Raw genomic sequence first — 25,604 nt, forward strand, 5'->3', positions numbered from 1 at the left:
TTCCCGCGAACTAGCCCAAATGCGGCTCAGCTTTCACCCTTCCGGCCGCCGCGTGAGCGTGCCCCTGCTAGAAAATACGAAACGCAGGAAGAAGGGACAAAAGCGCATTTCGATAAAGCGCCGCACTCCCAATGAGCGGCCAGAAGCGCTGGAAAGCTTTTTCCAACTTGCAAGTTCCCACTTCACGCGGGGTTCTTGACGCCAGAATGAAACCGGATCGCATGGTGCGTTCCGGCGCTAGTCGTTGTGGCGCCCCGAAAGGTTATGCCTTGACTAATTTTGAATCGCTTGGTGTCTCCAAGCCGATCGTCGCCACCTTGTTCCAGCTCGGCATCGAAACGCCGACGCCGATCCAGGAACAGTCCATTCCTCTCCTCATATCGGGCCGCGATCTGATCGGCCTTGCCCAGACCGGCACCGGCAAGACCGCCGCCTTCGGCCTGCCGCTCATCGAAAAGCTGCTCGCTGACGAGCGCCGCCCCGACAACCGCACGACGCGGACGCTGATCCTGGCGCCGACCCGCGAGCTGGTGAACCAGATCGCCGAGAACCTGAAGAAGTTCATCCGCAAGTCGCCGCTGCGCATCAATGTCGTCGTCGGCGGCGTGTCGATCAACAAGCAGCAGCTGCAGCTCGAAAAGGGCACCGACATCCTGGTCGCCACCCCCGGCCGTCTGCTGGACCTCGTCAACCGCCGCGCCATCACGCTGACGACGGTGCGTTATCTCGTGCTCGACGAGGCCGACCAGATGCTCGACCTCGGCTTCGTGCATGACCTGCGCAAGATCGCCAAGCTGGTGCCGAAGAAGCGCCAGACCATGCTGTTTTCGGCCACCATGCCGAAGGCGATCGCCGATCTCGCCGGCGAATATCTCGTCGATCCCGTCAAGGTCGAAGTCACGCCTCCGGGCAAGGCTGCCGACAAGGTCGAGCAGTACGTCCATTTCGTCGGCGGCAAGAACGACAAGACCGAACTGCTGCGCAAGTCGCTGACCGAAAATCCGGACGGCCGCGCCATCGTCTTCCTGCGCACCAAGCATGGTGCGGAGAAGCTGATGAAGCATCTCGACAATATCGGCTATTCCGTCGCCTCGATCCATGGCAACAAGAGCCAGGGTCAGCGCGAGCGGGCGCTGAAGGCCTTCCGCGACGGCAGCATCAAGACGCTGATCGCGACCGACGTCGCCGCCCGCGGCATCGACATTCCGGCCGTCAGCCATGTCTACAATTACGACCTGCCCGAAGTGCCGGACGCCTATGTCCATCGCATCGGCCGCACGGCGCGCGCCGGCCGCGACGGCATCGCGATTGCCTTCTGCGCCCCCGATGAAGCCAAGCTGCTGCGCGATATCGAGCGCCTGATGGGCATCGACATCACGGTCGCAAGCGGCGAACCGCCGGCACATGTCAGCGCCAGCGGCCCGCGCCGCGGCAACGGCAATGGCAACAACCGCAATCGCGGTGGGGGCCAGGGTCGCGAAGGTCAGGGTCGCGGCGAAGGCCGTGGCGATCAGAACCGCTCGGAGCATCGCGGCAGCCGCCCGGAACGCCGCCCGCGCCGTGAAGGCGAAGGCAGCGAAACTCGCGCCAGCGGCAGCGAAGTCCGCGCCAATGGCGGCGAAGAACGCCGCGAGCGCCGTCCGCGGCCCGAACGCCCCGGCCGCAACGAGGACTTCCGCGGCCAGCGCCGCGGCGAAGCGGCCCCGGATTTCGGCCCCGACAACGATCTGGCCTCAACTTCCGACTTCCGCCCGGCAAAGCCGCAGCGTCCCGCGCATAACGGTCCCAACGGCCATCACGCCAATGGCGAGCCGAGCGGCCATCACCGCGGCAACGGCCGCCACGCCCACGGCCGCCCGGCCCGCAAGCACGGCGAAGACCGCGGTCCCCAGCAGGCCCAGGGCGGCGAACAGCGCCGCGACGGCAACGGCGGCAACCGCCGCGGCGGCTCCGGCTCCCGCAACGGTGGCCAGCGCCGCGAACGCGCCTGAGCGCCGATTGATTTAAAGGAGAAAAGGCCGAACTTTCGGTCTTGAATATTGGGAGGCCGGAGCATCTGATAGGATGCCCGGCCTTTCATTCGCAGCGGTGGCAGGAGCCTGGCGGAATCAGTGCGCCGTGAAGCCGCCGTCGACGGGCAGCGCGACGCCGATGATGAAGCTCGCCGCTGGGCTGCATAACCAAAGTACGGCAGCGGCGACCTCTTGCGCACGTCCGAGCCGACCGATCGGCTGTTGTTTCATGATCTCAGCCATCGCATCGGACTGCCCATCCAGCATCTCCTGTACCATCGGCGTGTCGATGACACCGGGGCAGACTGCGTTGATGCGGATGCCGCGTGGCGCATATTCGACGCCGGCACTTCGGGTCATTCCGATCACCGCATGCTTGGTCCCGTGATAGGCGGCGCGTCCGGGCAGGCCGACCAGGCCGCCGAGCGAAGAGCAGTTGACGATCGCGCCGGAGCCTTGCCCGCGCATGACGCGCAGTTCGTGCTTCATGCATGCCCACACCCCGCGTTGATTGATGGCGGTGACCCGTTCGAAGCTGTCGAGCGGCTCATCGGCAGCGTCGGACGGGGGCACTTGGATGCCGGCGTTATTGAAGGCCATATCGAGGCGGCCATATTCGTCGACCGTGCGGTCGACGAGCGCTGCGACCTGCGCCTCATCGGCGACATCGCAAGCCATACCGATCGCAGTACCGCCGCCCTCGGTGACGATCCGCCGCGCTTCGCGATCGGCGAGGTCGCCATCGAGATCGGCCAGCACCACCGATGCGCCATTCTCGGCAAAGGCGCGCGTAGCAGCCAGCCCCATGCCCTTGGCCGCACCCGTCACGAGTGCCACCTGACCCTTGAAGTCGTAGACCGGATTCATGGGTTTAGCCCTCCCTGCCCGCGTCGGCGACTCGCCGCTTCTTGCCGAATACCGGGAAGGTATTGGCTTCGCCATAATCGGTGTTGTTCTCAGTGCCCTTGAGCGCCTGCATGTCTGCGTCGGAAATCATGAAATCGGCCGCAGCATTCTCGCGCATGTGTGCGGCGGTGACCGTCTTCGGCAGGGGAAGCAGGCCGAGCTGGAGGCAGTAGCGGATGCAGAGCTGCGCAATACTGACGCCATATTTCTCGGCCAACGCGCGCAGGTCGGAATTGTTGAGCACCGCGCCGTGGGCGACCGGCGAGTACGCTTCGACCAGCATGCCCTTGGACTGCGAATATTCGATCAGATCCAGCGGCGTGTTGCCCGCATGGGCGAGGACTTGGTTGACCATCGGCGCGACGGCCCCGTTGTCGAGCAGGTTGTCCAAGTCCGCCCGCTCGAAATTGGAGACCCCAATTGCGCGGAGTTTGCCCTCACGATAGGCCTCTTCGAGCGCGCGCCATGCTTCGAGATTGCCTTCGAAGAAATGCTCGCCCTCCCTGAATTGCGCCCACGGCTGCGGACTGTGGATCAGCATCAGGTCGACATGGTCCAGCCCAAGCTCCCGAAGCGACTTGTCGATACGCTCCTTGGCATCGCCGTAGCGCTTGCACTCGGCGGCGAGCTTCGTCGTTACGAAGATTTGGTCGCGGGAAGCGCCGCTTCTGTGCAGACCTTCACCAACGCCATGCTCATTTCCGTAAGCTTGAGCGGTATCGATATGGCTGTAGCCGAGCTCGATCGCGTCGCGGACGACCCGCGCGGTCTCGGCATCAGGAATTCGCCAGGTGCCGAGACCCAGCTTGGGGATTGCCACGCCGTTGGCAAGCGTAAACGTCTCTTCCAGTATCATAGGGCTCACCTTTTCATCTCGGGATTTCTGACCAGGCTCCTTCACGAGCGTATCCAATCGGTCGCCTGTGGAGCGACGACACAGATTTAGCTCGTCGGATCGATCTGGATTAGCGCCCGCGCGTGCAATGAACAGATGAACGGTACTCAACAATGTGGTAGTCAGAGCCATGCCGTTGAACCGAACCGATCTAGCGGACTTTCTCTACTTTCTGGCGATCGCCAAGCATCGCAGCTTTCGGCGCGCCGCCCTGGAAATGAGTGTTACGACCTCTGCCCTAAGTCATGCCATCACGGCTCTTGAAGCGCGACGCGGCGTCCGATTGTTGAACAGAACCACGCGTAGCGTCACCCTTACGGCGGCCGGAGAAGAACTCAAAGCGTCGATCGAAGGACCGCTGGCGGCCGTGAGTGAAGCAGCGGAAAACCTGAACAGATTCCGCGATTCGCCGGCCGGTCGGGTGAGAATTAACGTCCTCGAAGATGCGGTGCCGCTAGTGCTCGACCCGGTGATGCCGGCTTTCGTCGAACGCTATCCTGAGGTCGAGGTTGACATCAGCGTCAGCAACCGCCTGATCGATGTGACAGACGGCGGCTTCGACGCTGGCATCCGCTACGGCGGCACGGTGCCGGAGGACATGATCGCCCAGCGTCTTTCGCCAGACATTCGCTGGCTGGCGGCCGCGTCACCCGAATATCTCGAACGCCATGGAACACCCCTTACGCCGCATGATCTGCTGGAGCACCGCTGTGTCCGAATCCGACTGGGAAACGGCCAGATTTACCAATGGGAGTTCGAGCAGGGCGAAAAGACGGTCGCGATCGCTGCACCCGGACCTCTTACCGTCGATGCAAGTCATGCCTCGATCGGCTTGGGACTGAGTGGGGTCGGTATTATCTATGGCGCCGAGCCGGTCCTTCGTTCGCACATCGAGACGGGCGCGCTGACGGTCGTGCTCGACGATTGGGCTTCGATGGGCAGCGGGTTTCACGCATATTATTCTAGCCGTCGGCAGGTCCCAACCGCGTTGCGTCTGCTCATCGATCTTATTCGAGAGATACGGCCGCTGGCTGGTTGAGCAGCCCGTTATCGCTCACCCGCCGACAAAGGACCGCGCAGCGAAGCCGGTCCGCTTGAATGCCGGACGCTTGAGACCTAAATTGGTTCTATGCTTGACCATCCGTCCCGACCGTTGTCGCCGTCAACTATCCCAATGGATGCCCTGAGCGAAGTACTGCAGGACTTTCGCTTGAGCGGAGTGAACTATGGACGCTGCGAACTCCGGCATCCATGGAGCATCGCCTTTCCGCAACAACAGCTGCTTCGTTTTCACTTCGTCAGCCAAGGTCCGTGCTGGATCCATACCGAAGTCCAAGGATGGCAGGAGTTGAACGATGGCGATCTGGTGCTGCTGCCGCAAGGCATCGCACATCGATTGGCGAGCGCGCCGGACGTTGAGGGCGACTCGCTTAAAAGCTGCCAGATAACGAAATTGGGCAGCAACGTCTGCGACGTCTTGCGCGAAGGAACGGGCGCCACCAGCACCCTCTTCTGCGGCTCGATGACTTTGGGCGCCCATGCGCTTAACCCTTTGATCGCCCTGATGCCGCCGATCATCAAGGGCTGCGATGTCGCCGGCAATGACTCGATCGTAGGCCCCCTGCTGGCCGCCATGTCGGCGGAAGCGACACAGCCCCGGATGGGAAGCGCAACGGTCTTGTCGCGTATGGCGGATTTGCTCGCGGCGCGGCTTATCCGCTGCTGGGTCAACTGCAGCGGAGCCTCGACCACCGGCTGGCTCGCCGCCATCCGCGATCCGCACATCGGTCGTGTGCTGGCAGCCATGCACAGGGACCCCGGCCATAACTGGACCCTCGAAAGCCTCGCTGGTGTGGCAGGCCAGTCGCGCTCGATCTTCGCCGAGCGCTTCAGCGCTATCTTGGGAGAAGGCGCGGCGCATTACCTCGCCCGTCTGCGCATGCAGCTTGCCCGCGATTTGTTGGCGCAAGGCGGCATGTCGGTTGCCGAGGTTGCTTCCCGGCTGGGCTATGAGTCCGAGGCGTCTTTCGCGCGCGCCTTCAAGCGCGTCACCAACGTTTCACCGGGGATTGTGCGCCGCACAAGTTCCGGACGAATGGATATGGATTTCGGATTTTAAGACACATATCATCCTGAAAACTTCGCCTATGAAGTGTCTCCGAACATAGGAGATGCTTCAAATGACGGACACAACATCGCAGTTCGACGGGACCACAATTGGCCTGGAGGCGGCTGAACCATCCGCGTGGAACGCGGCGACCTGGTTTGCCGTTGTTTCGATGGCGGCCACCAGCTTTGCGCTGGTATCCGCTGAGTTCCTGCCGGCGGGCCTGTTGACGCCCATGGCGCGCGATCTCGGCATTTCCGAGGGAACGGCCGGACAGGTCGTCACCGCCACCGCTTCCGTCGGCGCCGTGGCCGCCCTGTTGAGCAATGTTCTCATCGGCAGACTGAATCGCAAGGCGGTGCTGGTCGGTCTCAGTGCGTTGGCGGTCGGCTCCAATATTCTTGCATCGTTGGCGACCGATTTTTGGCTGTTGTTGTTGGGCCGGGCCGGGTTGGGCATCGCGCTGAGCGGCTTTTGGGCGCTTTCAGTGGCCATCGTGGCGAGGCTGGTCGGCGCCAATGCGACAGGTCGGGGCATGGCTATCGTCACCCTCGGCGTATCGCTCGCCACGATCGCTGCACCGTCGATGGGGGCTTTGATCAGCGACTGGCTGGGATGGCGCAGCGCCATGGCGATGACAGCCGGGCTTGCCGCGCTTGCCATGCTGCTGCAGGTGCTCAGCTTGCCGACGCTCCCGGCAAACACGAGCAACAGTCTCGCCGATGTCTTCCGGCTGACACGACGGGGCGGCATTCAGCTGGGAATGCTTGCCATCCTTTTGCTGATGACCGGGCATTTTGCCGGGTCGGTTTATGTGCGCCCCTTTCTCGAACGAGTGACGCTCCTTGAAACCAGATCGATCGCCCTGGCGCTGCTCGGGTTCGGCATCGCCTCGGTGATCGGCAATGTTGCCGGCGGCCGGATGGCCGACGCGAGCATCCGCATAGCGCTCGCTGTCACGGCGGTATTGATGGCGTTTGCCGCACTCGCTCTGGTGCTTTGGGGCGCTCACACCGGCGTCGCCTTCGCGCTCGTTGCGCTTTGGGGTTTTGCCTTCGGCATGGCGCCGGTCGTGCTGCCGACCAATCTTTCCCGCGCGGCCCCCGACGCTCTGGAGGCGGCGGGCAGCCTGATGGTCGTCTCTTTTCAGGTGGCCATCAGTATCGGCGCGGTTTTTGGCGGCTATATCGTCGACCACTACGGCGCTGTGGGACCGTTGACTGTTACGGCGCTCCTGGCTGCGTCAACGGTTGTCTTGGCGCTGCTGCAGCCCCGCAACTGATCGTTGCTTCCTGAGAGACCTAGCGCTCGGGATATGAGGTCGTCGGCAATCGCCGGCGACCCGAATGCTTCAGTCTGTAATAACCTACTTGCCTTTCACCCTCAGGCTGAAAGAAGCCTGAAAGTTCAGGCCATCCGGTTGTTCGACGACCTTGGCGCAGCCATCGGCCTATGCGCTCGCCTGTGCCTGCTGACCGATCCTGCGGTTCGTCAGGTAGACGCCGGTCACGACAACAACCGTGCCCAGAATCAACGGCAGCGTCAGCGGCTCCCCGAAAGCGATGAAGGCTTCAAGCGCGACGGCGGGCGGCATCAAGTAGATGAGAGAGGCGGCGCGCGAGACCTGCCCGCGGCGGATGAGATAGAGCAGCAGCCCGACACCGCCCATCGACAGGCCGAAGACCGACCAGATGAGTGCGCCGTAGGCTTGAGCCGAAGCGTCGAAATGCTGGTGTTCGAAGATCAGCGACAGCGGCAGTGTGAGGATCAGAGCGCCGACATATTGCAGCGTCGCAATGCTCCTGAGGTCGCCGGACTGCAGGTGTTTCTTCTGGTAAAGCGTGCCGTAGGTGACGGAGCCCATGGCGATGAGGTTGATCGCCAGCGGCAGAGCGGCATGGCTGAGATCGGCCGCCGCCGGATCGAAAAGCTTCGGCGAAATGGCAATGGCAATGCCGACGAAACCGAGCCCGAGGCCAAGCTTCTGCGTCTGTTGCAACCGCTCACCGACGAGAAAGGGAGCCGCCATCGCCGTCAGCAGCGGCTGCAGCGCCGCGATGATGCCGGAGATGCCGGCCGGCACGCCATTGGCGATCGCCCACCACAGGCCGGCGAGATAGAAGCCGTGCAGGAAGAAGCCGGAATAGATGGCGCGCAGCCACGTCGCCCGGCTCTTCGGCCATTGCGCCCGCATCACCAGGCAGAGCGCCAGGAAGGCAAAAGCCGACAGCCCATAGCGTATCGAAAGAAAGGTGAAGGGCTCGGAATGCAGCGCCGCATATTTCGCAACCACCCAGCCCGTGGACCAGAGCAGAACGAAGAGAGCGGGGGCAAGGCGGTCGAGGGACATGGGGCATCTCGGAAGACAAAGCGTTGCCGTGCTGATAGCGGCACGCTGCGGGCGCAGTCAAAGGCGAAGCGTTGATGCTTACTTGAAATTTCGTTGATGGGTGGGACAACCAACGAGCCGGAAGATGATATTTTCAATATGACGAACGAGCCCGTCGGAAACTCGCAGTATGCTACCGCAGCGAGGATTCGCAGGCGCTACCCCATACTCTCCCTCATTCCTGTGCCCGTCACAGGAATCCAGTGCGCCCAAGTCCTTGGGCGCGGGAAGGCCGTGCTCCCCTGGGCGAAAACCCATCACCTGCTCATATTTTACGCAATCCCGGGCGAGCGACCATCCGCCAACCGTACCGTCTCCCTTCAAACGCCCGAAATTCCGCCCCTTTCCCGCACCGCAAAATCTTTTCCTCGAAATGCGCATGGTTCTTGCATTGCAATTTGCGTTGTATTCAAATGAACAAAAAAGGGGAGCCGCACCTTTGGCATTTGATGAAATGATCACTGGGGACGAGAGTCCTCGCCCGCCTTATGAAAAATATTTTGAGTGGTACAACAGCCAAGACCGGTCGCATCTGATTGCCAAGTCCCGCGATGCGGAAAACATTTTCCGGAAGACCGGCATCACCTTCGCGGTCTACGGCCACGCCGACAGTTCCGAAAAACTCATCCCCTTCGACATCATTCCCCGCATCATCTCCGCCCGCGAATGGCGCAAGCTCGCCCAGGGCATCGAGCAGCGGGTGATCGCGCTCAATGCCTTCCTGGATGATATCTATCACAAGCAGGAGATCATCCGCGCCGGCCGCGTCCCGCGCGAGCTGATCGAGAACAACGTCGCCTTCCTGTCCGAGATGATCGGCTTCCGCCCGCCCGGCGGCGTCTATACCCATATCGTCGGCACCGACATCGTACGAACGGGCGAGGACCAGTTCTACGTGCTGGAGGACAATGCCCGCACGCCTTCCGGCGTCAGCTACATGCTGGAAAACCGGGAAACCATGATGCAGATGTTCCCGGAACTCTTCCATGAGAACAAGGTGCAGCGCGTCGAGGACTATCCCTATCTGCTTCGCCAGAGCCTCGCCTCGCTCGCCCCTCCCGGCTGCACCGGCAAGCCGCGCGTCGCGGTGCTGACGCCGGGCATCTACAATTCGGCCTATTACGAGCATTCCTTCCTCGCCGACATGATGGGCGTCGAGCTGGTCGAAGGCTCGGATCTGCGCGTCATCGACGGCAAGGTGAAGATGCGCACGACCCGCGGCTACGAGGCGATCGACGTGCTCTACCGCCGCGTCGACGACGATTTCCTCGATCCGCTGACCTTCCGGGCCGATTCCGCGCTCGGCATCCCCGGCATCATGGATGTCTATCGTTCCGGCAACATCACCATCGCCAATGCGCCCGGCACCGGCATTTGCGACGACAAGGCGATCTATTCCTACATGCCGGAGATCGTCGAATTCTACACCGGCAGCAAGGCGCTGCTCGAGAACGTGCCGACCTGGCGCTGTTCGGAAGCATCGAGCCTGAAATACGTGCTGGAGCACCTCGAAGAGCTCGTCGTCAAGGAAGTGCACGGCTCCGGCGGTTACGGCATGCTTGTGGGACCGACGGCATCGAAGAAGGAGCGCGCCGATTTCGCCGAGAAGCTGAAGGCCAAGCCGAACAACTACATCGCCCAGCCGACGCTGTCGCTCTCCACCGTGCCGATCCTCGTCAACAAGGGGATCGCGCCGCGCCATGTGGACCTTCGTCCCTATGTGCTCGTCTCCGACAAGGTGCAGATCATTCCGGGCGGGTTGACCCGCGTGGCGCTGAAGCAGGGCTCGCTGGTGGTCAATTCCAGCCAGGGCGGCGGCACCAAAGACACCTGGGTACTGGAGGACTGATGCTCGGAAGAACCGCAAACGGCCTCTACTGGATGTTTCGTTACATCGAGCGCGCCGAAAATATCGCCCGTTTGGTCGATGCCGGGCTGCGCATGTCGCTCACCCGCAGCAGCGCCGGCGACGACAACTGGGACGGCGTGCTGCAAAGTGCCGGCGTGCGCGAGGCCTATGACGAGGGCCACGCCAAGCTCACCAATGCCGACGCGATCGATTATCTCCTGCGCGATCGTTCCAATCCGTCGAGCGTCATGTCCTGCATCGACTTCGGCCGCAACAATGCCCGCATGGTGCGCACCGCGCTGACGCGCGAAACCTGGGAAGCGACCAACGAATGCTGGATCGAGCTGAAGGCGCTGCTCGAAAAGCGCGTCAAGGCCGCCGACCTGCCTGAAGTGATCGACGTCATCAAGCGCCGCGCCGGCCTCATCCGCGGCGCCTTCCATGGCTCGACACTGCGCAACGAGCTCTATAACTTCGCCCGCATCGGCACCTTCATCGAGCGGGCGGACAATACGAGCCGCATCCTCGACGTGAAATATTACGTGCTGCTGCCCTCCGTCTCGGCGGTCGGCTCCTCGCTCGACAACGTCCAGTGGGAATCGATCCTGCGCTCGGTCTCGGCGCACCGCGCCTATAGCTGGGCCTATGACGGCGAGTACCGGGCGATGAACATTGCCGACTTCCTGACGCTCAATGTGCAGATGCCGCGCTCGCTCGCCTATTGCTACGAAAAAATCGTCAGCAACCTCGGCTACCTCGCCCAGGATTATGAGGCGCGGCTACCCGCCCACGATACGGCCGAGGCGATCCGCACCACGCTGCAGACGCGGGCGATCCGCGATATCATGGATCAGGGCCTGCATGAGTTCCTGGAGGATTTCGTCTCGCGCAACAACCAGCTCGGCATGGAAATTTCCGATGGCTACCGGTTCTACGTTTAAGCGGATCACGATATGAGACTGAAGATCAGCCACCTCACCGAATACCGCTACGACGAACCGGCGAAATTCTCCCTGCAACGGCTGAGGCTGACGCCGCCGGCCACATCAGGCCAGAAGGTGCTCGCCTGGTCGCTGAAGGTCGAGGGCGCCACGCCCGAAGTGGAGTATGACGACCAGTACGGCAACCACGTCAACCTGGTCTCGCTGGAAGGCGAGCAGCAGGTGACGCGCATTCTTGCCGAAGGCGAGGTCGAAACCGCGGATCTCAACGGCGTCACCGGCCCGCATACCGGCTTCTGCCCGCTCTGGCTTTTCCTGCGCGAGACGCCGCTCACCAAGGGCGGCAAGCTGGTGAAGGAACTGATCAAAGGCGTCAGCGGCGACAACGAACTCGGCCGCATGCATGCGCTGATGGCCGCAATCCACGAGACGGTCGATTACAAGCCCGGCACCAGCGACACTGCGACCACGGCGGAACAGGCGCTGGAGAAGAAGAGCGGAGTCTGCCAGGACCATGCGCACATCTTCGTTGCCGCCGCCCGCGCCCTGCAGGTGCCGGCGCGTTATGTCTCCGGCTACCTGATGATGGAAGAGAAGGTCGAACAGGCGGCGACCCATGCCTGGGCCGAAGCCCATATTCCCGGCCTCGGTTGGGTCGGCTTCGACCCGGCCAATGAAATCTGCCCGGATGAACGATATGTCCGCGTCGCCTCCGGCCTCTGCTACCGCGACGCCGCCCCGATCTCAGGCATGCGCATCGGCACGCCGGGCGAAACGCTGTCGGTCACCGTGAAGGTAGAGGACAGCGGCCAGATGCAAAGCCAGAGCCAGAGCTGAGCAACGCCGGGAAGCCATGTCTATCCAGCCGCAACGACCTGGAGATGACCCCGCGCTCCATAACTGAGGATCGCCTGATCCGCCGTCAGCAAAGGTATGCGATGAAACCGGGCTGTGGCGGCGATGATGCGGTCCGCGGGGTCGGCGTGAAACTCGCCGGGCAGCCGAACGCTGTCTACCGCGATGGAAGGCTCGATCGGCGCGAGCTGAAGTCCGGGCAGCGACAGAGCGGTGTCGATCCATCGCCCGACATCGTCGCCCAGCGCCAAGCGCCCCTTCTGCACGAGCATCGCGATTTCCCAAGGTGTAATCGCCGAAATCAGAATCCGGCTTTTCCCGGCCATCTCGTCGATCATGCGCCGGGCCTGTGAACCGAGCCGAGCGTCGTCCTGCATTGCCCAGACGAGGATATGCGTATCGATGACGATCAACGGAGCGCGTCCCAATCCTCCGGCTCAACGGCCGGAGAGAGAGGATCGTCATAGCGCAACACGCTGCCCTTCATCGCGCCGATGATGCTCTTGCGTTCGCCTGTGTTTCGCGCCGGGGAAAGCACGGCAACCGGCTTGCCGCGCTTGGTGATGACGATGGATTCATCGTCACTGCGCATCTGATCGATAAGGTTCAGACATTTCGCCTTGAACTCGGCTGCGCCGACCACTTTCGACATGACCATCTTTCCTGTACACTTGTACAGAATATAGCGTCATTTTCCAAGTGCAACAAAAAAGCGGGGCTCTCGCCCCGCCTTTTCAACGATTCCAATCTCGAATACGTCCGCTCAGTGGCTGTCCTTGCCGACTGCGTTTCCGCGACATCCCTTGAGGAAGTCGAGGTCGGCGCCGGTGTCGGCGCCTTCGACATGCTGCTGATGCAGGAAGGCATAGCCCGACGTCGGCAGGTCATGGTTCGGCTGCCATTCGGCGAGACGGCGCGCCAGTTCCTCGTCTGATATGTCGAGATGCAGGCGGCGGTTCGGCACGTCGAGCTCGATGATGTCGCCATTCTTGACGACCGCCAGCGGTCCGCCGACGGCGGCTTCCGGCGAGGTGTGCAGCACGACGGTGCCGTAGGCCGTTCCCGACATGCGCGCGTCCGATATACGCACCATGTCGAGAATGCCCTTCTTCAGCACCTTCGGCGGCAGGCCCATGTTGCCGACCTCGGCCATGCCGGGATAGCCCTTCGGGCCGCAGTTCTTCATGACCATGACGCAGGTCTCGTCGATGTCGAGATTGTCGTCGTTGATCTTGGCCTTGTAGTCGTCGATATCCTCGAACACGACGGCCCTGCCCCGGTGCACCAGGAGATGCGGCGAAGCGGCCGAAGGCTTCAGCACCGCGCCCTTCGGCGCGAGGTTGCCGCGCAGCACGACGATGCCGCCCGAAGAAGTCAGCGCCTTTTCAGCAGGCAGGATGACGTCTTCGTTCCAGTTGATGACCTCCTTGACCTCATCCCAGACGGTTTCGCCGGAGACCGTCAGCGCATCCTTGTGCAGGAGGCCGGCCTCGCCGAGGCGCTTCAGCACGACGGGCAGGCCGCCGGCATAGAAAAACTCTTCCATCAGGTACTTGCCCGACGGCATCAGGTTGACGATCGTCGGAACGTCGCGGCCACAGCGGTCCCAATCGTCGAGCGTCAGATCGATACCGACGCGGCCGGCGATCGCCAGCAGATGGATGACGGCGTTGGTCGATCCGCCGATCGCCGCATTGGTGCGGATGGCGTTCTCGAAGGCCTGCTTCGTCATGATCTCCGAAGGCTTCAGGTCGTCCTTGACCATCTGCACGATACGGCGGCCGGTGAGCTGCGCCATGACCTTGCGGCGGGAATCGACGCCCGGGATCGCGGCATTGCCCGATAGCGCCATGCCGAGCGCTTCGGCCATGGAAGCCATCGTCGAGGCCGTGCCCATCGTATTGCAGGTGCCCGACGAACGGCTCATCGAAGCTTCCGCCTCGAGGAATTCGGCCTGCGTCATCTCGCCGGCCTTCACCATTTCGGAGAACTTCCACAGATGCGTGCCGGAGCCGACGCGCTCGCCGCGGAAATAGCCGTTCAGCATCGGTCCACCGGTGACGACGATCGACGGCAGGTCGCAGGAGGCCGCACCCATCAAGAGCGACGGCGTGGTCTTGTCGCAGCCGACGAGCAGCACGCAGCCGTCCATCGGCTGGCCGCGGATCGCTTCCTCAACGGCGAGCGCCGCAAGGTTGCGGTACATCATCGCGGTCGGGCGGAAGGTGTTTTCGGATGCCGAGAACACCGGCACTTCGAGCGGGAAGCCGCCGGCCTCCCAGACACCCGCCTTCACCTTCTCGGCGAGTTCTCTCAGATGACCGTTGCACGGGGTCATATCCGACCAGGTGTTGAGGATGCCGATGACAGGCCGTCCGTCGAACAGGTCGTGCGGATAACCCTGGTTCTTGAGCCAGCCGCGATGATAAATCACGTCGCGGCTCGTGCCGCCGTACCATTCCTGCGACCTCAGCCTGCGCGGCCATTCCGCTTTCTTTTTCATAATCTCTGTCCTTCAGCATATTCCCGGACCGCCTCGTACGGTCCGGGTCATCGCGCTTGTCTCAAGCCAGCGTGTAGGCGGTCTTGACGGTTGTGTAGAATTCGGCGGCGTACTTGCCCTGCTCGCGCGGGCCATAGGACGAACCCTTGCGGCCGCCGAACGGAACGTGGAAATCGACGCCTGCCGTCGGCAGGTTGACCATCACCATGCCGGCTTCGGAATTGCGCTTGAAATGCGTCGCGTGCTTCAGGCTGGTCGTGGCGATGCCGGCCGAAAGGCCGAACGGCGTGTCGTTGGCGATGGCAAGCGCCTCGTCGTAATCCTTAGCGCGGATAACCGAGACCACCGGTCCGAAGATCTCTTCACGCGAAATGCGCATCTGGTTGGTCGCTTCGGTGAACAGCGTCGGCTGCAGATAGAAGCCGGGCGTCTCGCGCGAAATGACCTCGCCGCCGAAGGCAAGCTTGGCGCCTTCCTTTTTGCCGATCTCGATATAGTCGGTATCGGTCTTCAACTGCCGCTCGTCGACGACCGGACCGATATGGGTGCCGGCCTTGAGCGCGTTGTCGACAACCAGCGTCTTCAGCTTGTCGGTGAGCGCCGCGACGAACTTGTCGTGGATGCCTTCGGTGACGATCAGGCGCGAGGAAGCGGTGCAGCGCTGGCCGGTCGAGAAGAAGCCGGAATTGGCGGCCGCTTCGACGGCGACGTTGAGATCGGCATCGTCGAGCACGACCATCGGGTTCTTGCCGCCCATCTCCAGCTGGAACTTGCGGTTATGCTCGATGGAAGCGGCGGCGACGCGACGGCCGGTGCCGGTGGAACCGGTAAAGGTGATGCCGTGAACGTCGGGGCTTTCGAGCATGGCCTGGCCGACGACCGAGCCCTTGCCCATGACGAGGTTCAGGACGCCCTTCGGCAGTCCGGCGCGGTTCAGGATATCGACGATCGCCCAGGAACAGGCCGGCACCAGTTCGGCCGGCTTGAAGACGATGGTGTTGCCGTAGGCAAGCGCCGGGGCGATCTTCCAGGCAGGGATCGCGATCGGGAAGTTCCATGGCGTGATGATGCCGATGACGCCGAGGCCTTCGCGGGTGATTTCGACGCCGATGTTCGGGCGAACGGACGGGATGACCTCGCCGGCCAGCCGCAGGGCTTCGCCAGCGAAGAATTCGAAGATCTGCGAGGCGCGGATGACTTCGCCGGTCGCCTCAGGCAAGGTCTTGCCTTCCTCGCGGGCGAGCAGCGCGCCGAGTTCGTCCTTGCGCGCCATGATCTCGTCGCCGGCCTTCTTCAGGATGACGTGGCGTTCCCAGATGCCCGAGCGCGACCAGGCCGGAAAGGCAGCCTTGGCGGCGGCAATCGCGTTTTTCGTGTCTTCGGCGCTGCCATTGGCATAGAGGCCGACGACCTCGTTCGTATCGGACGGGTTGATGTTCTTCGTCGCGTCCGTGCCGACCCATTCGCCGGCGATCAGGTTTTGATAAATGGTCATGGGCTCAACAAGCCTCCTTTACCGTTTACATCACGGCCCGGCCACGCAGGCAGCCAGGCCTCGAAAATCAGAGCTGCTTGACGGCGATCTCTTCTTCGGCCGCCACCTTCAGCGGATTGCGCAGCGGCAGGCCGAATTCGGCGACCTCGATCTCGAAGAGGTCGCCCTCTTCCGTCTTGATGCCGTCGGCAAAGGAAAGCGTCGCCGTACCGAACATATGGACATGGACATCGCCGGGAACACGGAAGAGGCCATATTTGAAATGGTGATATTCGAGGTTCGCGAAGGTGTGCGACATGTTCGCCTCGCCCGACAGGAACGGCTTTTCGAAGATCACCTTGTCGCCGCGCTTGATGCGCGAGGTGCCGCGGATATCTTCCGGTGCCGCGCCGACGCGGATTTCCGGGCCGAAGCTTGCCGGGCGCAGCTTCGAATGGGCGAGGAAGAGGTAGTTGATCCGTTCGGTGACGTGATCGGAAAATTCGTTCGACAGCGCAAAGCCGATGCGGAAGGGCGAGCCGTCCTTGGCAATCACGTAGATGCCGGCCATTTCAGGCTCTTCGCCACCATCGAGCGCGAAGGAGGGCGAGACCAGCGGCGCACCGGGAGCTGCGGCTCCATGGCCGTTGCCCTTGTAGAACCATTCGGGCTGCACGCCCTTTTCGCCAGCCTTCGGCTTGCCGTTCTCCAGGCCCATCTTGAACATCTTCATCGAGTCGGTCAGCGTTTCCTCGGCCGCCTCGGTGGTCTTCTTATGCATGGAATCGCGGGTGGCGGCAGAGCCGAGATGCGTCAGGCCGGTGCCCGTCAGATGCAGGTGGGCGGCATCGGGATGGGTGATCGGCGGAAGGAAGCGGCCTTCCGCATAGGCCTTCTCCAGATCGACGGCATCGCCGTAACCATGAGCTTCGATGACCGAGGCAAGCGACTTGCCGCCATCAGCCGCTTCCATCGCCAGCGCATAGACGCTGCCGGCATTCTTGACCGACCTGGCAGCGCCGCCCTGCTCGCGCACGGCGACGACGATCTCTCCGTTGGCACCCTTGATTTGCGAAATAAGCACGACTTCGATCCTTCTCGTTCCGGCGAAGTCAGGAAAAGCTCCGCCTGTCCGGCTCCATCAGGAGCCGGAATCCAACTTTCATATGACTGCGAATGCCTGGACCGGCGCCTTGAGGCGCTCAGCCCTTGTTCTTGTTGTAGACGTCGAAGAACACGGCAGCGAGAAGCACCGCACCCTTGACCATCTGCTGGAAGTCGATGCCGAGGCCGACGATCGACATGCCGTTGTTCATGACGCCCATGATGAATGCGCCGATGACCGCGCCGGTGATCTTGCCGACGCCGCCGGATGCCGAGGCGCCGCCGATGAAGCAGGCCGCGATCACGTCGAGCTCGAAGCCGACGCCGGCCTTCGGCGTTGCCGAGTTCAGGCGGAGCGCGACGATCATGCCGGCAAGGCCTGCAAGCACGCCCATGTTGACGAAGGTGTAGAAGCTGAGGCGCTGCGTGTTGATGCCCGAAAGCTTCGTCGCCTTTTCGTTGCCGCCCATGGCATAGATGCGGCGGCCGATCGTCGTGCGTTTGGTGACGAAGGCGTAGATCGCGATCAGCACCAGCATGACGACGAGAACGTTCGGCAGGCCCCTGTAGCTGGACAGGAGGTAGCCGAGCGCCAGAATGGCGACCGAAACGATCAGATTCTGGACGACGAAGAAGCCCATCGGCTCGACGTCGATGCCGTGGCTCTCATTCACCTTGCGGCGGCGCCAGGCGAGGTAGAAGAGGATGACCGGCAGGATGACCGTCAGGATCAGCGACGTCGACTGGACGGGCGTGCCGAACAGGTCGATCATGTCGCCCGGCAGGAAGCCGGTGCTAATGACCTGGAATTCCTTCGGGAACGGGCCGATGTTCTTGCCGTTCAGCACCGTCAGCGTCAGGCCGCGGAAGACGAGCATGCCGGCGAGTGTCACGATGAAGGACGGGATGCGGTGATAGGCGATGAAATAGCCCTGCGCCGCGCCGATAAAGCCGCCGACGATGAGACAAATCAATCCGGCGAGCCAGAAATTCATGCCCCATGAGACGGTGAAGATGGCCGCGAGCGCGCCGACGAAGGCGACGATCGAACCGACCGAAAGGTCGATATGCCCCGCCACGATGACGAGCAGCATGCCGAGCGCCATGATGACGATGAACGAATTCTGCAGAACGAGGTTCGTCAGGTTGACCGGCTTGAAGAGAATACCGCCGGTGTAGAACTGGAAGAATACCATGATCGCGACGAGCGCGATGAGCATGCCGTATTCGCGAATGTTGCCGCGGATGTAATCGGCAACGGAAACGACGTTGCTTTCCTCGGTTGTCGGGTTGACCGGAGTCATTGTCTCTTCTCCCCTGAGCGCATGATAGCGCGCATGATGGTTTCCTGGCTTGCTTCTCCCTTCGGCAGTTCGGCGACGATGCGTCCTTCGTTCATCACGTAGATGCGGTCACAAGTGCCAAGCAGTTCGGGCATTTCCGATGAGATCATCAGAACGCCCTTTCCATCGGCGGCAAGCTGGTTGATGATAGTATAGATTTCGTACTTTGCGCCAACGTCGATGCCTCGGGTAGGCTCGTCGAGGATCAAAATCTCGGGATCGGAGAACAGCCACTTCGACAGAACCACCTTTTGCTGGTTGCCGCCGGAAAGATTGACCGTTTCCTGGAAGATGCCGTGCGAGCGAATGCGCAGCTTCGACCGGTAATCGGTCGCGACCTTCATCTCCTTGATGTCGTCGATGATGCTGTTGTTCGAAATGCCTTCGAGATTGGCGAGCGTCGTATTGTGCAGGATCGTGTCGTTGAGCACGAGGCCGAGCTGTTTGCGGTCCTCGGTGACATAGGCAAGACCCGCATCGATCGCCCTGCGCACGGTGCTGACGTCGACCGGCTTGCCGTCGACGAAGACTTCGCCGCTGATCTTGTGCCCGTAGGACTTGCCGAAGACGCTCATGGCGAATTCGGTGCGGCCGGCACCCATCAGGCCGGCGATGCCGACGACCTCGCCCTTGCGGACGTTGACGTTGATGTCGTGCAGCACCTGGCGGTCGCGGTGATGCTGGTGATAGGCGTTCCAGTTCTTCACTTCGAAGATCGTCTCGCCGATCGGCACGGAGCGCGGCGGATAACGGTCGGCGAGGTCGCGGCCCACCATGTTCTTGATGATGATGTCTTCGCTGATCTCGTCGGCGTGACAGTCGAGCGTCTTGACGGTCATGCCGTCGCGCAGGACCGTGATCTGGTCGGCGACCTTGCGGATCTCGTTCAGCTTATGGGAAATGATGATCGAGGTGATACCCTGATTGCGGAACTCGATCAGCAGATTGAGCAGCGCATCGGAATCCTTCTCGTTGAGAGAGGCTGTGGGCTCGTCGAGGATGAGCAGCTTCACGCTCTTCGACAGCGCCTTGGCGATTTCGACGAGCTGCTGCTTGCCGACGCCGATATCGGTCACCAGCGTGTTCGGGGATTCGCGCAGGCCCACCTTCTGGAGGAGCTGCTTCGTGCGGTTATACGTCTCTTCCCAGCTGATGATGCCGCTCTTGGCGTTCTCGTTGCCGAGGAAGATGTTTTCGCCGATCGACAGCAGCGGCACGAGCGCCAGTTCCTGGTGGATGATGACGATGCCGATTTCTTCGGAGTCCTTCAGGACCCTGAAGTGGCGCGTCTCGCCTTCATAGACGATGTCGCCTTCATAGCTTCCCGTGGGATAGACGCCTGATAGCACTTTCATCAGGGTCGATTTACCGGCCCCGTTTTCGCCTACCAATGCGTGAATTTCACCCTTGCGAACCTTGAGGTTCACGTTCTCCAGCGCCTTGACGCCCGGGAACGTCTTGGTGATGCTCCGCATTTCTAGGATGGTGTTGTCCATAGTCAAAGTTCCAGCGCCTTGAGCCGCCGAGCGGCCTGGCGATCATAAAATCGAAGGCCGGAACCCGCAAGCGCGGGCTCCGGCCTCCAGCTTAACTTACTTCAGCTTGTCTTCGGTGTAGTAACCGCTGTCGACGAGGATCTGCTTGTAGTTGGTCTTGTCGACGGCAACCGGCTTCAGCAGATAGGACGGAACGACCTTGACGCCGTTGTCGTAGGTCTTCGTGTCGTTGACCTCGGGCTCCTTGCCGGACATCACGGCATCGACCATGGCAACGGTGACCTTGGCGAGTTCGCGGGTGTCCTTGAAGACCGTCGAGTGCTGCTCGCCTGCGATGATCGACTTGACCGACGGGATTTCAGCGTCCTGGCCGGAAACGACCGGAAGCGGCTGGTCAGCCGAACCGTAGCCGACGCCCTTCAGCGAGGAGATGATGCCGATCGAGAGGCCGTCATAGGGAGACAGGACGGCATTGACCTTGGCGTCGGTGTAGTTGGCCGAGAGCAGGTTGTCCATGCGGGCCTGGGCCGTAGCAGCATCCCAACGCAGCGTGCCGACCTTGTCCATGCCGGTCTGGCCGGACTTCACGACGAGCTTACCCGAGTCGATGTAGGGCTGCAGGACGGACATTGCGCCATCGTAGAAGAAGAAGGCGTTGTTGTCGTCCGGCGAACCGCCGAAGAGTTCGATGTTGAACGGGCCCTTGCCATCCTTGAGGCCGAGGGCGTCAACGATGGAACCAGCCTGGAGAACGCCGACCTGGAAGTTGTCGAAGGTGGCGTAGTAGTCGACGTTGCCCGAATCGCGGATCAGGCGGTCGTAAGCGATGACCTTGATGCCGGCGTCGTGAGCCTTCTGGAGAACGTCGGAAAGCGTCGTACCGTCGATCGAAGCGATGACGAGAACCTTGGCGCCCTTCGTGACCATGTTTTCGATCTGCGAAAGCTGGTTCGGAATATCGTCGTCAGCATACTGCAGGTCGGTCTTGTAGCCGGCGGCTTCGAGCTGCTTGACGATGTTGTTGCCGTCGTCGATCCAGCGAGCGGAAGACTTCGTCGGCATCGCGATGCCCACGAGCCCCTTGTCCTGCGCCATAGCCGGCATAACGAACGAAGCGACGCCGAAGGCAGCCGCAGCCATCAATGAGATAATGGATTTCATTTCTCTCTCCCTTGTTAAAGATTGGCGGACAAAAAATCGTCCGCCCCGAAACTGTGGCAGGTTCCGTATTGGATAGTTACTTCAGATTGTGAGAAACGAAGTAGGTCTCCTCCACGATCTCACACGTGTTGAGTGCCAACCAGCACACGGCGGCAAACTGGTATGGATTCCTATAACTGTCAAATAGAATAACTGGTAAAGTGCATAACAATTTTGGTATATCGTTAAAAAGTATTACTTTTGATGGAGCGCAGTGGGGAGGCTGCAACCATGACGATTGTCTCGGAGCCACTTTCGATGGACCACGTCGATATCCACAGCGATAACTTCGGCGATGACAGCCTTTTACGTGCAGGGCTTAAGCTGAATCACCTGCGCATGATCGTCGCAATCGAAGATAGCGGACAGATTTCCGCAGCTGCGGAAGTGCTGAACATTTCGCAGCCCGCCGCGTCGCGCATGCTGTCCGAAATGGAATCGATCACCAAGACCCAGCTCTATGAGCGCGTGGCCCGCGGCGTGGTGCTGACGACCTTCGGTGCGGCCCTTGCCAGACGCGCGCGCAAGATCCTTCTGGAGCTGCGCGAAGCGAGCCGCGAGATCGGCGAATTGAAGAGCGGCAAGGGCGGCGCGGTCTTCATCGGCGCGGTCACGGCGCCGGCCATGAGCCTCGTGGTGCCGGCGATCAACAAGGTGCGCAAGGCCTATCCCGGCATCGAGATCAACATCCAGGTGGAGACCAGCAACGTGCTGGCCCGCGAACTGCTCGCCGCCCGCCACGATTTCATCATCAGCCGCATTCCCGACGATCTCAACCCGCGCCTCTTCGAGGTGACCGAGATCGGCATCGAACGGGCCTGCCTGATCGTGCGCAAGCGCCATCCGCTCCTGAAGCAGAAGCTGAGCAGCCTTGCCGACATCAGGGACTACGATTGGGTCTTCCAGCCGCCCGGCACGCTGCTGCGCCGCACGATCGAGGACATTTTCCTGTCGCGCGGGGTGGCGCTGCCCGAAAACATCGTCAACACCTCGTCGCTGCTGCTCACCTGCGCCATCGTCTGCGGAACCGATGCGATCGCTCCCGTCGCCGTCGACGTCGCCCATTTCCTGGCGAGCCAGGGTTCGCATGCCTCCGATGTGCGCATGCTGCCGATCGATTTCGACATTAACGTCAAGCCCTACAGCCTGATCACCGCAAGGGAGCGCGCGCTGCCGCCGAGCGCGAGGCTGCTCTACGACATCATCCTCGAGGAGAGCCGGAAGCAGGCGGGCTAAAGGCTCCATCGATTTGACCCCGCAAGCCCTGCGCCATCCTGCCGGGCTCTAATCGCTTCGAGAGGAAGGCGCATGCTGTTCGGACAATCGGTGTTTCAATCAGTGCTCGAGCGGCTGAAGGCGGAGGAAGAACCGGCCGAAGACGCCGAGGCGCCGCCGGCCCACCGCATATCCGGCTTTGCCACCGGCCTCGCCTTCGATGTCATGGAAGGTGTCTCGGCCGCCTCGCAGCGCGTCGGCCAGGCCTATTTCGACAATCTGGGTGCCGGCCCTGCCGCCGAGGAGGCGCCGCCGCCGGAGCCGGAACCCGTCATGCCGGACCATCTCGCCCGCATCGCTCCGGAAGAGATTGCCGCGGAGCTGGCGATCGCCGCCGCCGATACCCAGCAGACGCTGAACGAGAAGCGGCGCGCCTTTGCCAAGGCCAATCATCCTGACGGCGTCGCAGAGCCTTTCCGCGACAATGCCAACCGGCGCATGATGATCGCCAATCTGCTGATCGACGAGGCGATGCGCCGCCTGCCGCAGAGCTGACGCGCGAAGGCCGGCAAACATTCCCAAGCTTTGGCAGAGCCGCCGTTTCCGGCTCGATTCGCGAATCGCTATATGGCCTGTTCTTCTGCGATTCAATCGGCGCCCATCGTACCCATTTTGATTCTTTCGCGTATGGGTAGCAGATAAATCTTCCGCTTTTTTGATGCCGGTGACAGCGTATTTCGGGACCCGGATAGACCATGCCTACGCCCTTTTCGGTAGGCCGTAGCGCTGATTAGCGAAATTGAGCCCGATACAACCCGGTGTAGCATGGGGCGGTTTAAATGTTTTCAGGAGATCGCCGACATGTCATCTACGGAAGATCCGAAGCTGCCACGCAACACAGCGCGCAGACATTTTCTAGGAGTAGCCGCAGCCACCGGTGCTCGTCTTGCCGGTGTGGCGGCCTTGGTCACAACAATTTCCACCTCTCCGGCCAACGCCCTGGGGCGGCTTTGGGGACGGGGCGGCTCCGGTGGACACGGAGGCTCAGGCGGTGGCTCAGGCGGAGGCGGTGGCTCCAGTGGCGGCGGGAGCGGCAGCAGCAGCGGCCCGAATTGCTTCCTGCGGGGAACGGCGATCCTCACGGATTGCGGTGAGAAGCCTGTCGAGAACCTCAGCATCGGCGATCGCATTACCCTTCCTGACGGCAGCACCCGTCCGGTCAAGTGGGTCGGCCGCCAAAGCTTCAAGAAGAGCGGCGCGCGCTGGCAGAAGGACGTCGTGCCGATCCGCGTTTCCCGCCATGCACTCGACGGGCACGCACCCCATTCGGATCTCTATCTCTCGCCCGGCCATGCACTGTACCTGAACGGCATTCTGATCCAGGTGAAGGATCTCGTGAACGGCACGACGATCGCACCGGCCACACCCGCCGCCGACGTATCGATCGACTATTATGCCGTCATGCTCGATACGCACGAAGCGATCCTTGCCGAAGGCGCTGCGGCCGAGTCCTTCCATCTGAAGAACGGCAATCACGAGAACTTCTGCAATTTCGCGGAGTACCAGCGTCTCTATGGCAAGGAGCGCATCGTGATGACCTCCTTTGCGCCGTTGCTGGGCGGCGGCTGGTCCCATTTGAAAGCGCTGCTCCTGCTCGGCGTTTCGCCGCTGGTGCCGATGCCCGATCCATTCGGGGATGCCTGCGAAAAGATCGACGCGAATGCCAGGGAACTGTCACTCTGACAGGACGGGAATAAGCCCGGGATCGGGCTGACCGAGCGCGAAACCGCACGTCGGTTTTGCGATCATATCGAACAAGGACGTCAAGCGTGGCGCGATCGGAAAGATCGCGCCACGCTTCGATCATTCGGCCTTCTTCCCTTCATCTGCTTCAGGCTCGTCCCCGTCCGTATCATCGGGCGGGACGATTGCCGCCGTCTCCGGCGGCTTCGGATCGAAGGTCCAGAACAGGACATAGAGGGCATAGGCGCCGGCCCCGCCGGAGATCACGCCCCAGAAGGGATCGCCGGTGACGAATTCGACCGTGGCCCAGGCGAAGCAGACCGCAACGATGGCTATGCGCACCCAGAGGCGGCGATATGCCGGATGGTTCGGATCGATCAGTTGCATTCGTGCCCCGCGGGTCGCATATGTCGCACAGTCCTTTAGTTCGAATCTTGCAAATGTGAAAGAGCCGCGGGCTTGACGCGGCACACAGATGATGGAATGAAAATTCCAGATTTTTGACAATTCGGTTTATTTGTTCCGAATTCAACGGAGGTTGCAATGACTGTAAGATTTGGTCTTCTCGGCGCCGGCCGCATCGGCAAGGTTCATGCGAAGGCTGTCAGCGGCGACGCCAATGCGACGCTCGTCGCCGTCGCGGACGCCTTTCCGCAGGCGGCCGAAGCCATCGCTTCCGCCTATGGCTGCGAAGTGCGCACCATCGAGGCGATCGAAGCCGCCAAAGATATCGACGCCGTCGTCATCTGCACGCCGACGGATACCCATGCCGACCTGATCGAGCGCTTCGCCCGCGCCGGCAAGGCGATCTTCTGCGAAAAGCCGATCGATCTCGACGTCGCCCGCGTCAAGGCCTGCATCAAGGTGGTGGAAGAAACCGGCGCCAAGCTGATGGTCGGCTTCAACCGCCGCTTCGATCCGCATTTCATGGCGGTGCGCAAGGTCATCGACGACGGCAAGATCGGCGATGTCGAAATGGTGACGATCACCTCGCGCGATCCCGGCGCCCCGCCGGTCGATTACATCAAGCGCTCGGGCGGCATCTTCCGCGACATGACGATCCATGATTTCGACATGGCCCGCTTCCTGCTCGGCGAAGAGCCGGTCTCGGTGCTGGCGACCGCCGCCGTGCTGGTCGACAAGGCGATCGGCGAAGCCGGCGATTACGACAGCGTCTCGGTCATCCTGCAGACCAAATCCGGCAAGCAGGCCGTCATCTCCAATTCCCGCCGCGCCACCTATGGCTACGACCAGCGCATCGAAGTGCATGGCGCAAAGGGCATGGCGGCCGCCGAAAACCAGCGCCCGGTCTCGATCGAAGTCGCCAACGGCGACGGCTACACCCGCCCGCCGCTGCATGATTTCTTCATGACCCGCTACACCGAAGCCTATGCCAACGAGATCGCCGCCTTCATCGCCGCGATCGAAAAGGGCACGAAGATCTCGCCCTCCGGCGCCGACGGCCTCGCAGCGCTGGCCCTCGCCGACGCCGCCGTCCAGTCCGTCAAGGAAGGCAGGCTCATCAAGATCGGCTGACGGTCCTCTCCCGACCGGAAGCCATGCATGAGATGG

The 25,604-nt window shown here is 61.9% G+C and carries 23 protein-coding genes; 11 read left to right on the top strand and 12 right to left on the bottom strand.

Annotated elements, in window-relative coordinates:
• The first annotated feature begins 221 nt into the window (after nucleotides 1-221).
• On the top strand, nucleotides 222-1,991 hold the full coding sequence (locus QD408_RS06570) for a DEAD/DEAH box helicase (RefSeq protein WP_414138851.1): 1,770 nt from the start codon (nucleotides 222-224) through the stop codon (nucleotides 1,989-1,991).
• A gap of 117 nt (nucleotides 1,992-2,108) precedes the next feature.
• On the opposite strand, the gene QD408_RS06575 is transcribed toward QD408_RS06570, so the two are convergent.
• Together QD408_RS06575 and QD408_RS06580 are read right to left on the bottom strand one after the other, a co-directional pair.
• The gene (locus QD408_RS06575; protein ID WP_414138744.1) at nucleotides 2,109-2,879 is read right to left on the bottom strand and encodes a glucose 1-dehydrogenase; all 771 of its coding nucleotides are present in this window, start codon (nucleotides 2,877-2,879) and stop codon (nucleotides 2,109-2,111) included.
• Between the two features lie 4 nt (nucleotides 2,880-2,883).
• A complete protein-coding gene (locus QD408_RS06580; protein WP_414138745.1) occupies nucleotides 2,884-3,945 on the bottom strand; it encodes an aldo/keto reductase in 1,062 nt (353 codons plus the stop codon).
• Between QD408_RS06580 and QD408_RS06585 the strand changes: the two genes are divergently transcribed.
• The 3 genes from QD408_RS06585 (at nucleotide 3,944) to QD408_RS06595 (ending at nucleotide 7,202) form a co-directional block, all read left to right on the top strand.
• Nucleotides 3,944-4,852, top strand: coding sequence for a LysR family transcriptional regulator (locus QD408_RS06585; protein WP_414138746.1), 909 nt, complete (start codon nucleotides 3,944-3,946; stop codon nucleotides 4,850-4,852). The genes QD408_RS06580 and QD408_RS06585 overlap by 2 nt on opposite strands.
• Nucleotides 4,853-4,942: 90 nt before the next feature.
• On the top strand, nucleotides 4,943-5,932 hold the full coding sequence (locus QD408_RS06590) for an AraC family transcriptional regulator (RefSeq protein ID WP_088684660.1): 990 nt from the start codon (nucleotides 4,943-4,945) through the stop codon (nucleotides 5,930-5,932).
• A gap of 61 nt (nucleotides 5,933-5,993) precedes the next feature.
• On the top strand, nucleotides 5,994-7,202 hold the full coding sequence (locus tag QD408_RS06595) for an MFS transporter (RefSeq protein WP_414138747.1): 1,209 nt from the start codon (nucleotides 5,994-5,996) through the stop codon (nucleotides 7,200-7,202).
• Nucleotides 7,203-7,370: 168 nt separating this feature from the next.
• Here the strand turns inward: QD408_RS06595 and QD408_RS06600 are convergent, their stop codons facing one another.
• Complete coding sequence (locus QD408_RS06600) at nucleotides 7,371-8,270, bottom strand: DMT family transporter (protein WP_414138748.1); 900 nt, start codon at nucleotides 8,268-8,270, stop codon at nucleotides 7,371-7,373.
• A 478-nt stretch (nucleotides 8,271-8,748) separates the two neighbouring features.
• Between QD408_RS06600 and QD408_RS06605 the strand changes: the two genes are divergently transcribed.
• Genes QD408_RS06605 through QD408_RS06615 form a run of 3 tightly spaced genes read left to right on the top strand, consistent with a single transcriptional unit; the run spans nucleotide 8,749 to nucleotide 11,936 of the window.
• Nucleotides 8,749-10,158 carry a circularly permuted type 2 ATP-grasp protein gene (locus tag QD408_RS06605; RefSeq protein WP_049736073.1) on the top strand — a complete coding sequence of 470 codons (1,410 nt, stop codon included), beginning with the start codon at nucleotides 8,749-8,751 and terminating at the stop codon, nucleotides 10,156-10,158.
• Complete coding sequence (locus tag QD408_RS06610; protein WP_414138749.1) at nucleotides 10,158-11,099, top strand: alpha-E domain-containing protein; 942 nt, start codon at nucleotides 10,158-10,160, stop codon at nucleotides 11,097-11,099. The genes QD408_RS06605 and QD408_RS06610 overlap by 1 nt, the downstream gene beginning before the upstream one ends.
• 12 nt (nucleotides 11,100-11,111) lie before the next feature.
• A complete protein-coding gene (locus QD408_RS06615; protein ID WP_088684664.1) occupies nucleotides 11,112-11,936 on the top strand; it encodes a transglutaminase family protein in 825 nt (274 codons plus the stop codon).
• Nucleotides 11,937-11,956: 20 nt separating this feature from the next.
• Here QD408_RS06615 and QD408_RS06620 read toward each other — a convergent pair whose 3' ends face one another.
• The 8 genes from QD408_RS06620 to chvE form a co-directional block, all read right to left on the bottom strand.
• Nucleotides 11,957-12,367, bottom strand: a complete 411-nt coding sequence (locus QD408_RS06620; RefSeq protein ID WP_414138750.1) for a type II toxin-antitoxin system VapC family toxin — start codon at nucleotides 12,365-12,367, stop codon at nucleotides 11,957-11,959.
• Nucleotides 12,364-12,606, bottom strand: a complete 243-nt coding sequence (locus tag QD408_RS06625; RefSeq protein WP_414138751.1) for a type II toxin-antitoxin system Phd/YefM family antitoxin — start codon at nucleotides 12,604-12,606, stop codon at nucleotides 12,364-12,366. Before QD408_RS06625 ends, QD408_RS06620 begins: the two co-directional genes overlap by 4 nt.
• 111 nt (nucleotides 12,607-12,717) lie before the next feature.
• Nucleotides 12,718-14,457, bottom strand: a complete 1,740-nt coding sequence (araD, locus tag QD408_RS06630; protein WP_414138752.1) for an L-arabinonate dehydratase — start codon at nucleotides 14,455-14,457, stop codon at nucleotides 12,718-12,720.
• Between the two features lie 61 nt (nucleotides 14,458-14,518).
• Nucleotides 14,519-15,952 carry an aldehyde dehydrogenase family protein gene (locus tag QD408_RS06635; RefSeq protein ID WP_414138753.1) on the bottom strand — a complete coding sequence of 478 codons (1,434 nt, stop codon included), beginning with the start codon at nucleotides 15,950-15,952 and terminating at the stop codon, nucleotides 14,519-14,521.
• A 67-nt stretch (nucleotides 15,953-16,019) separates the two neighbouring features.
• A complete protein-coding gene (gene araD1 / locus QD408_RS06640; RefSeq protein WP_414138754.1) occupies nucleotides 16,020-17,015 on the bottom strand; it encodes an AraD1 family protein in 996 nt (331 codons plus the stop codon).
• Nucleotides 17,016-17,133: 118 nt separating this feature from the next.
• Complete coding sequence (gene mmsB, locus QD408_RS06645; RefSeq protein ID WP_088684670.1) at nucleotides 17,134-18,339, bottom strand: multiple monosaccharide ABC transporter permease; 1,206 nt, start codon at nucleotides 18,337-18,339, stop codon at nucleotides 17,134-17,136.
• Complete coding sequence (gene mmsA, locus QD408_RS06650) at nucleotides 18,336-19,874, bottom strand: multiple monosaccharide ABC transporter ATP-binding protein (RefSeq protein ID WP_088684671.1); 1,539 nt, start codon at nucleotides 19,872-19,874, stop codon at nucleotides 18,336-18,338. The genes mmsB and mmsA overlap by 4 nt, the downstream gene beginning before the upstream one ends.
• Nucleotides 19,875-19,970: 96 nt before the next feature.
• Entirely contained in the window at nucleotides 19,971-21,035 is a 1,065-nt protein-coding gene (gene chvE, locus QD408_RS06655) for a multiple monosaccharide ABC transporter substrate-binding protein (RefSeq protein WP_088684672.1), read from the bottom strand.
• A gap of 270 nt (nucleotides 21,036-21,305) precedes the next feature.
• On the opposite strand from chvE, the gene QD408_RS06660 reads away from it, so the two are divergent.
• The 3 genes from QD408_RS06660 to QD408_RS06670 all read left to right on the top strand — a co-directional run bounded on the left by QD408_RS06660 (nucleotide 21,306) and on the right by QD408_RS06670 (nucleotide 24,032).
• Nucleotides 21,306-22,310 carry a LysR family transcriptional regulator gene (locus tag QD408_RS06660; RefSeq protein ID WP_088684673.1) on the top strand — a complete coding sequence of 335 codons (1,005 nt, stop codon included), beginning with the start codon at nucleotides 21,306-21,308 and terminating at the stop codon, nucleotides 22,308-22,310.
• Between the two features lie 72 nt (nucleotides 22,311-22,382).
• The gene (locus QD408_RS06665; protein WP_088684674.1) at nucleotides 22,383-22,844 is read left to right on the top strand and encodes a hypothetical protein; all 462 of its coding nucleotides are present in this window, start codon (nucleotides 22,383-22,385) and stop codon (nucleotides 22,842-22,844) included.
• Nucleotides 22,845-23,150: 306 nt separating this feature from the next.
• Nucleotides 23,151-24,032: a Hint domain-containing protein gene (locus tag QD408_RS06670; protein WP_088684675.1), complete on the top strand. Its 882-nt coding sequence runs from the start codon at nucleotides 23,151-23,153 to the stop codon at nucleotides 24,030-24,032.
• A gap of 120 nt (nucleotides 24,033-24,152) precedes the next feature.
• Here the strand turns inward: QD408_RS06670 and QD408_RS06675 are convergent, their stop codons facing one another.
• Entirely contained in the window at nucleotides 24,153-24,419 is a 267-nt protein-coding gene (locus tag QD408_RS06675) for a hypothetical protein (protein WP_088684676.1), read from the bottom strand.
• Nucleotides 24,420-24,575: 156 nt separating this feature from the next.
• Between QD408_RS06675 and iolG the strand changes: the two genes are divergently transcribed.
• A complete protein-coding gene (gene iolG / locus QD408_RS06680; RefSeq protein WP_414138755.1) occupies nucleotides 24,576-25,568 on the top strand; it encodes an inositol 2-dehydrogenase in 993 nt (330 codons plus the stop codon).
• Nucleotides 25,569-25,604: the final 36 nt, after the last annotated feature.

Origin of the sequence: Rhizobium sp. BR 249, assembly GCF_047445895.1 — a bacterium.
GTDB lineage: Bacteria > Pseudomonadota > Alphaproteobacteria > Rhizobiales > Rhizobiaceae > Rhizobium.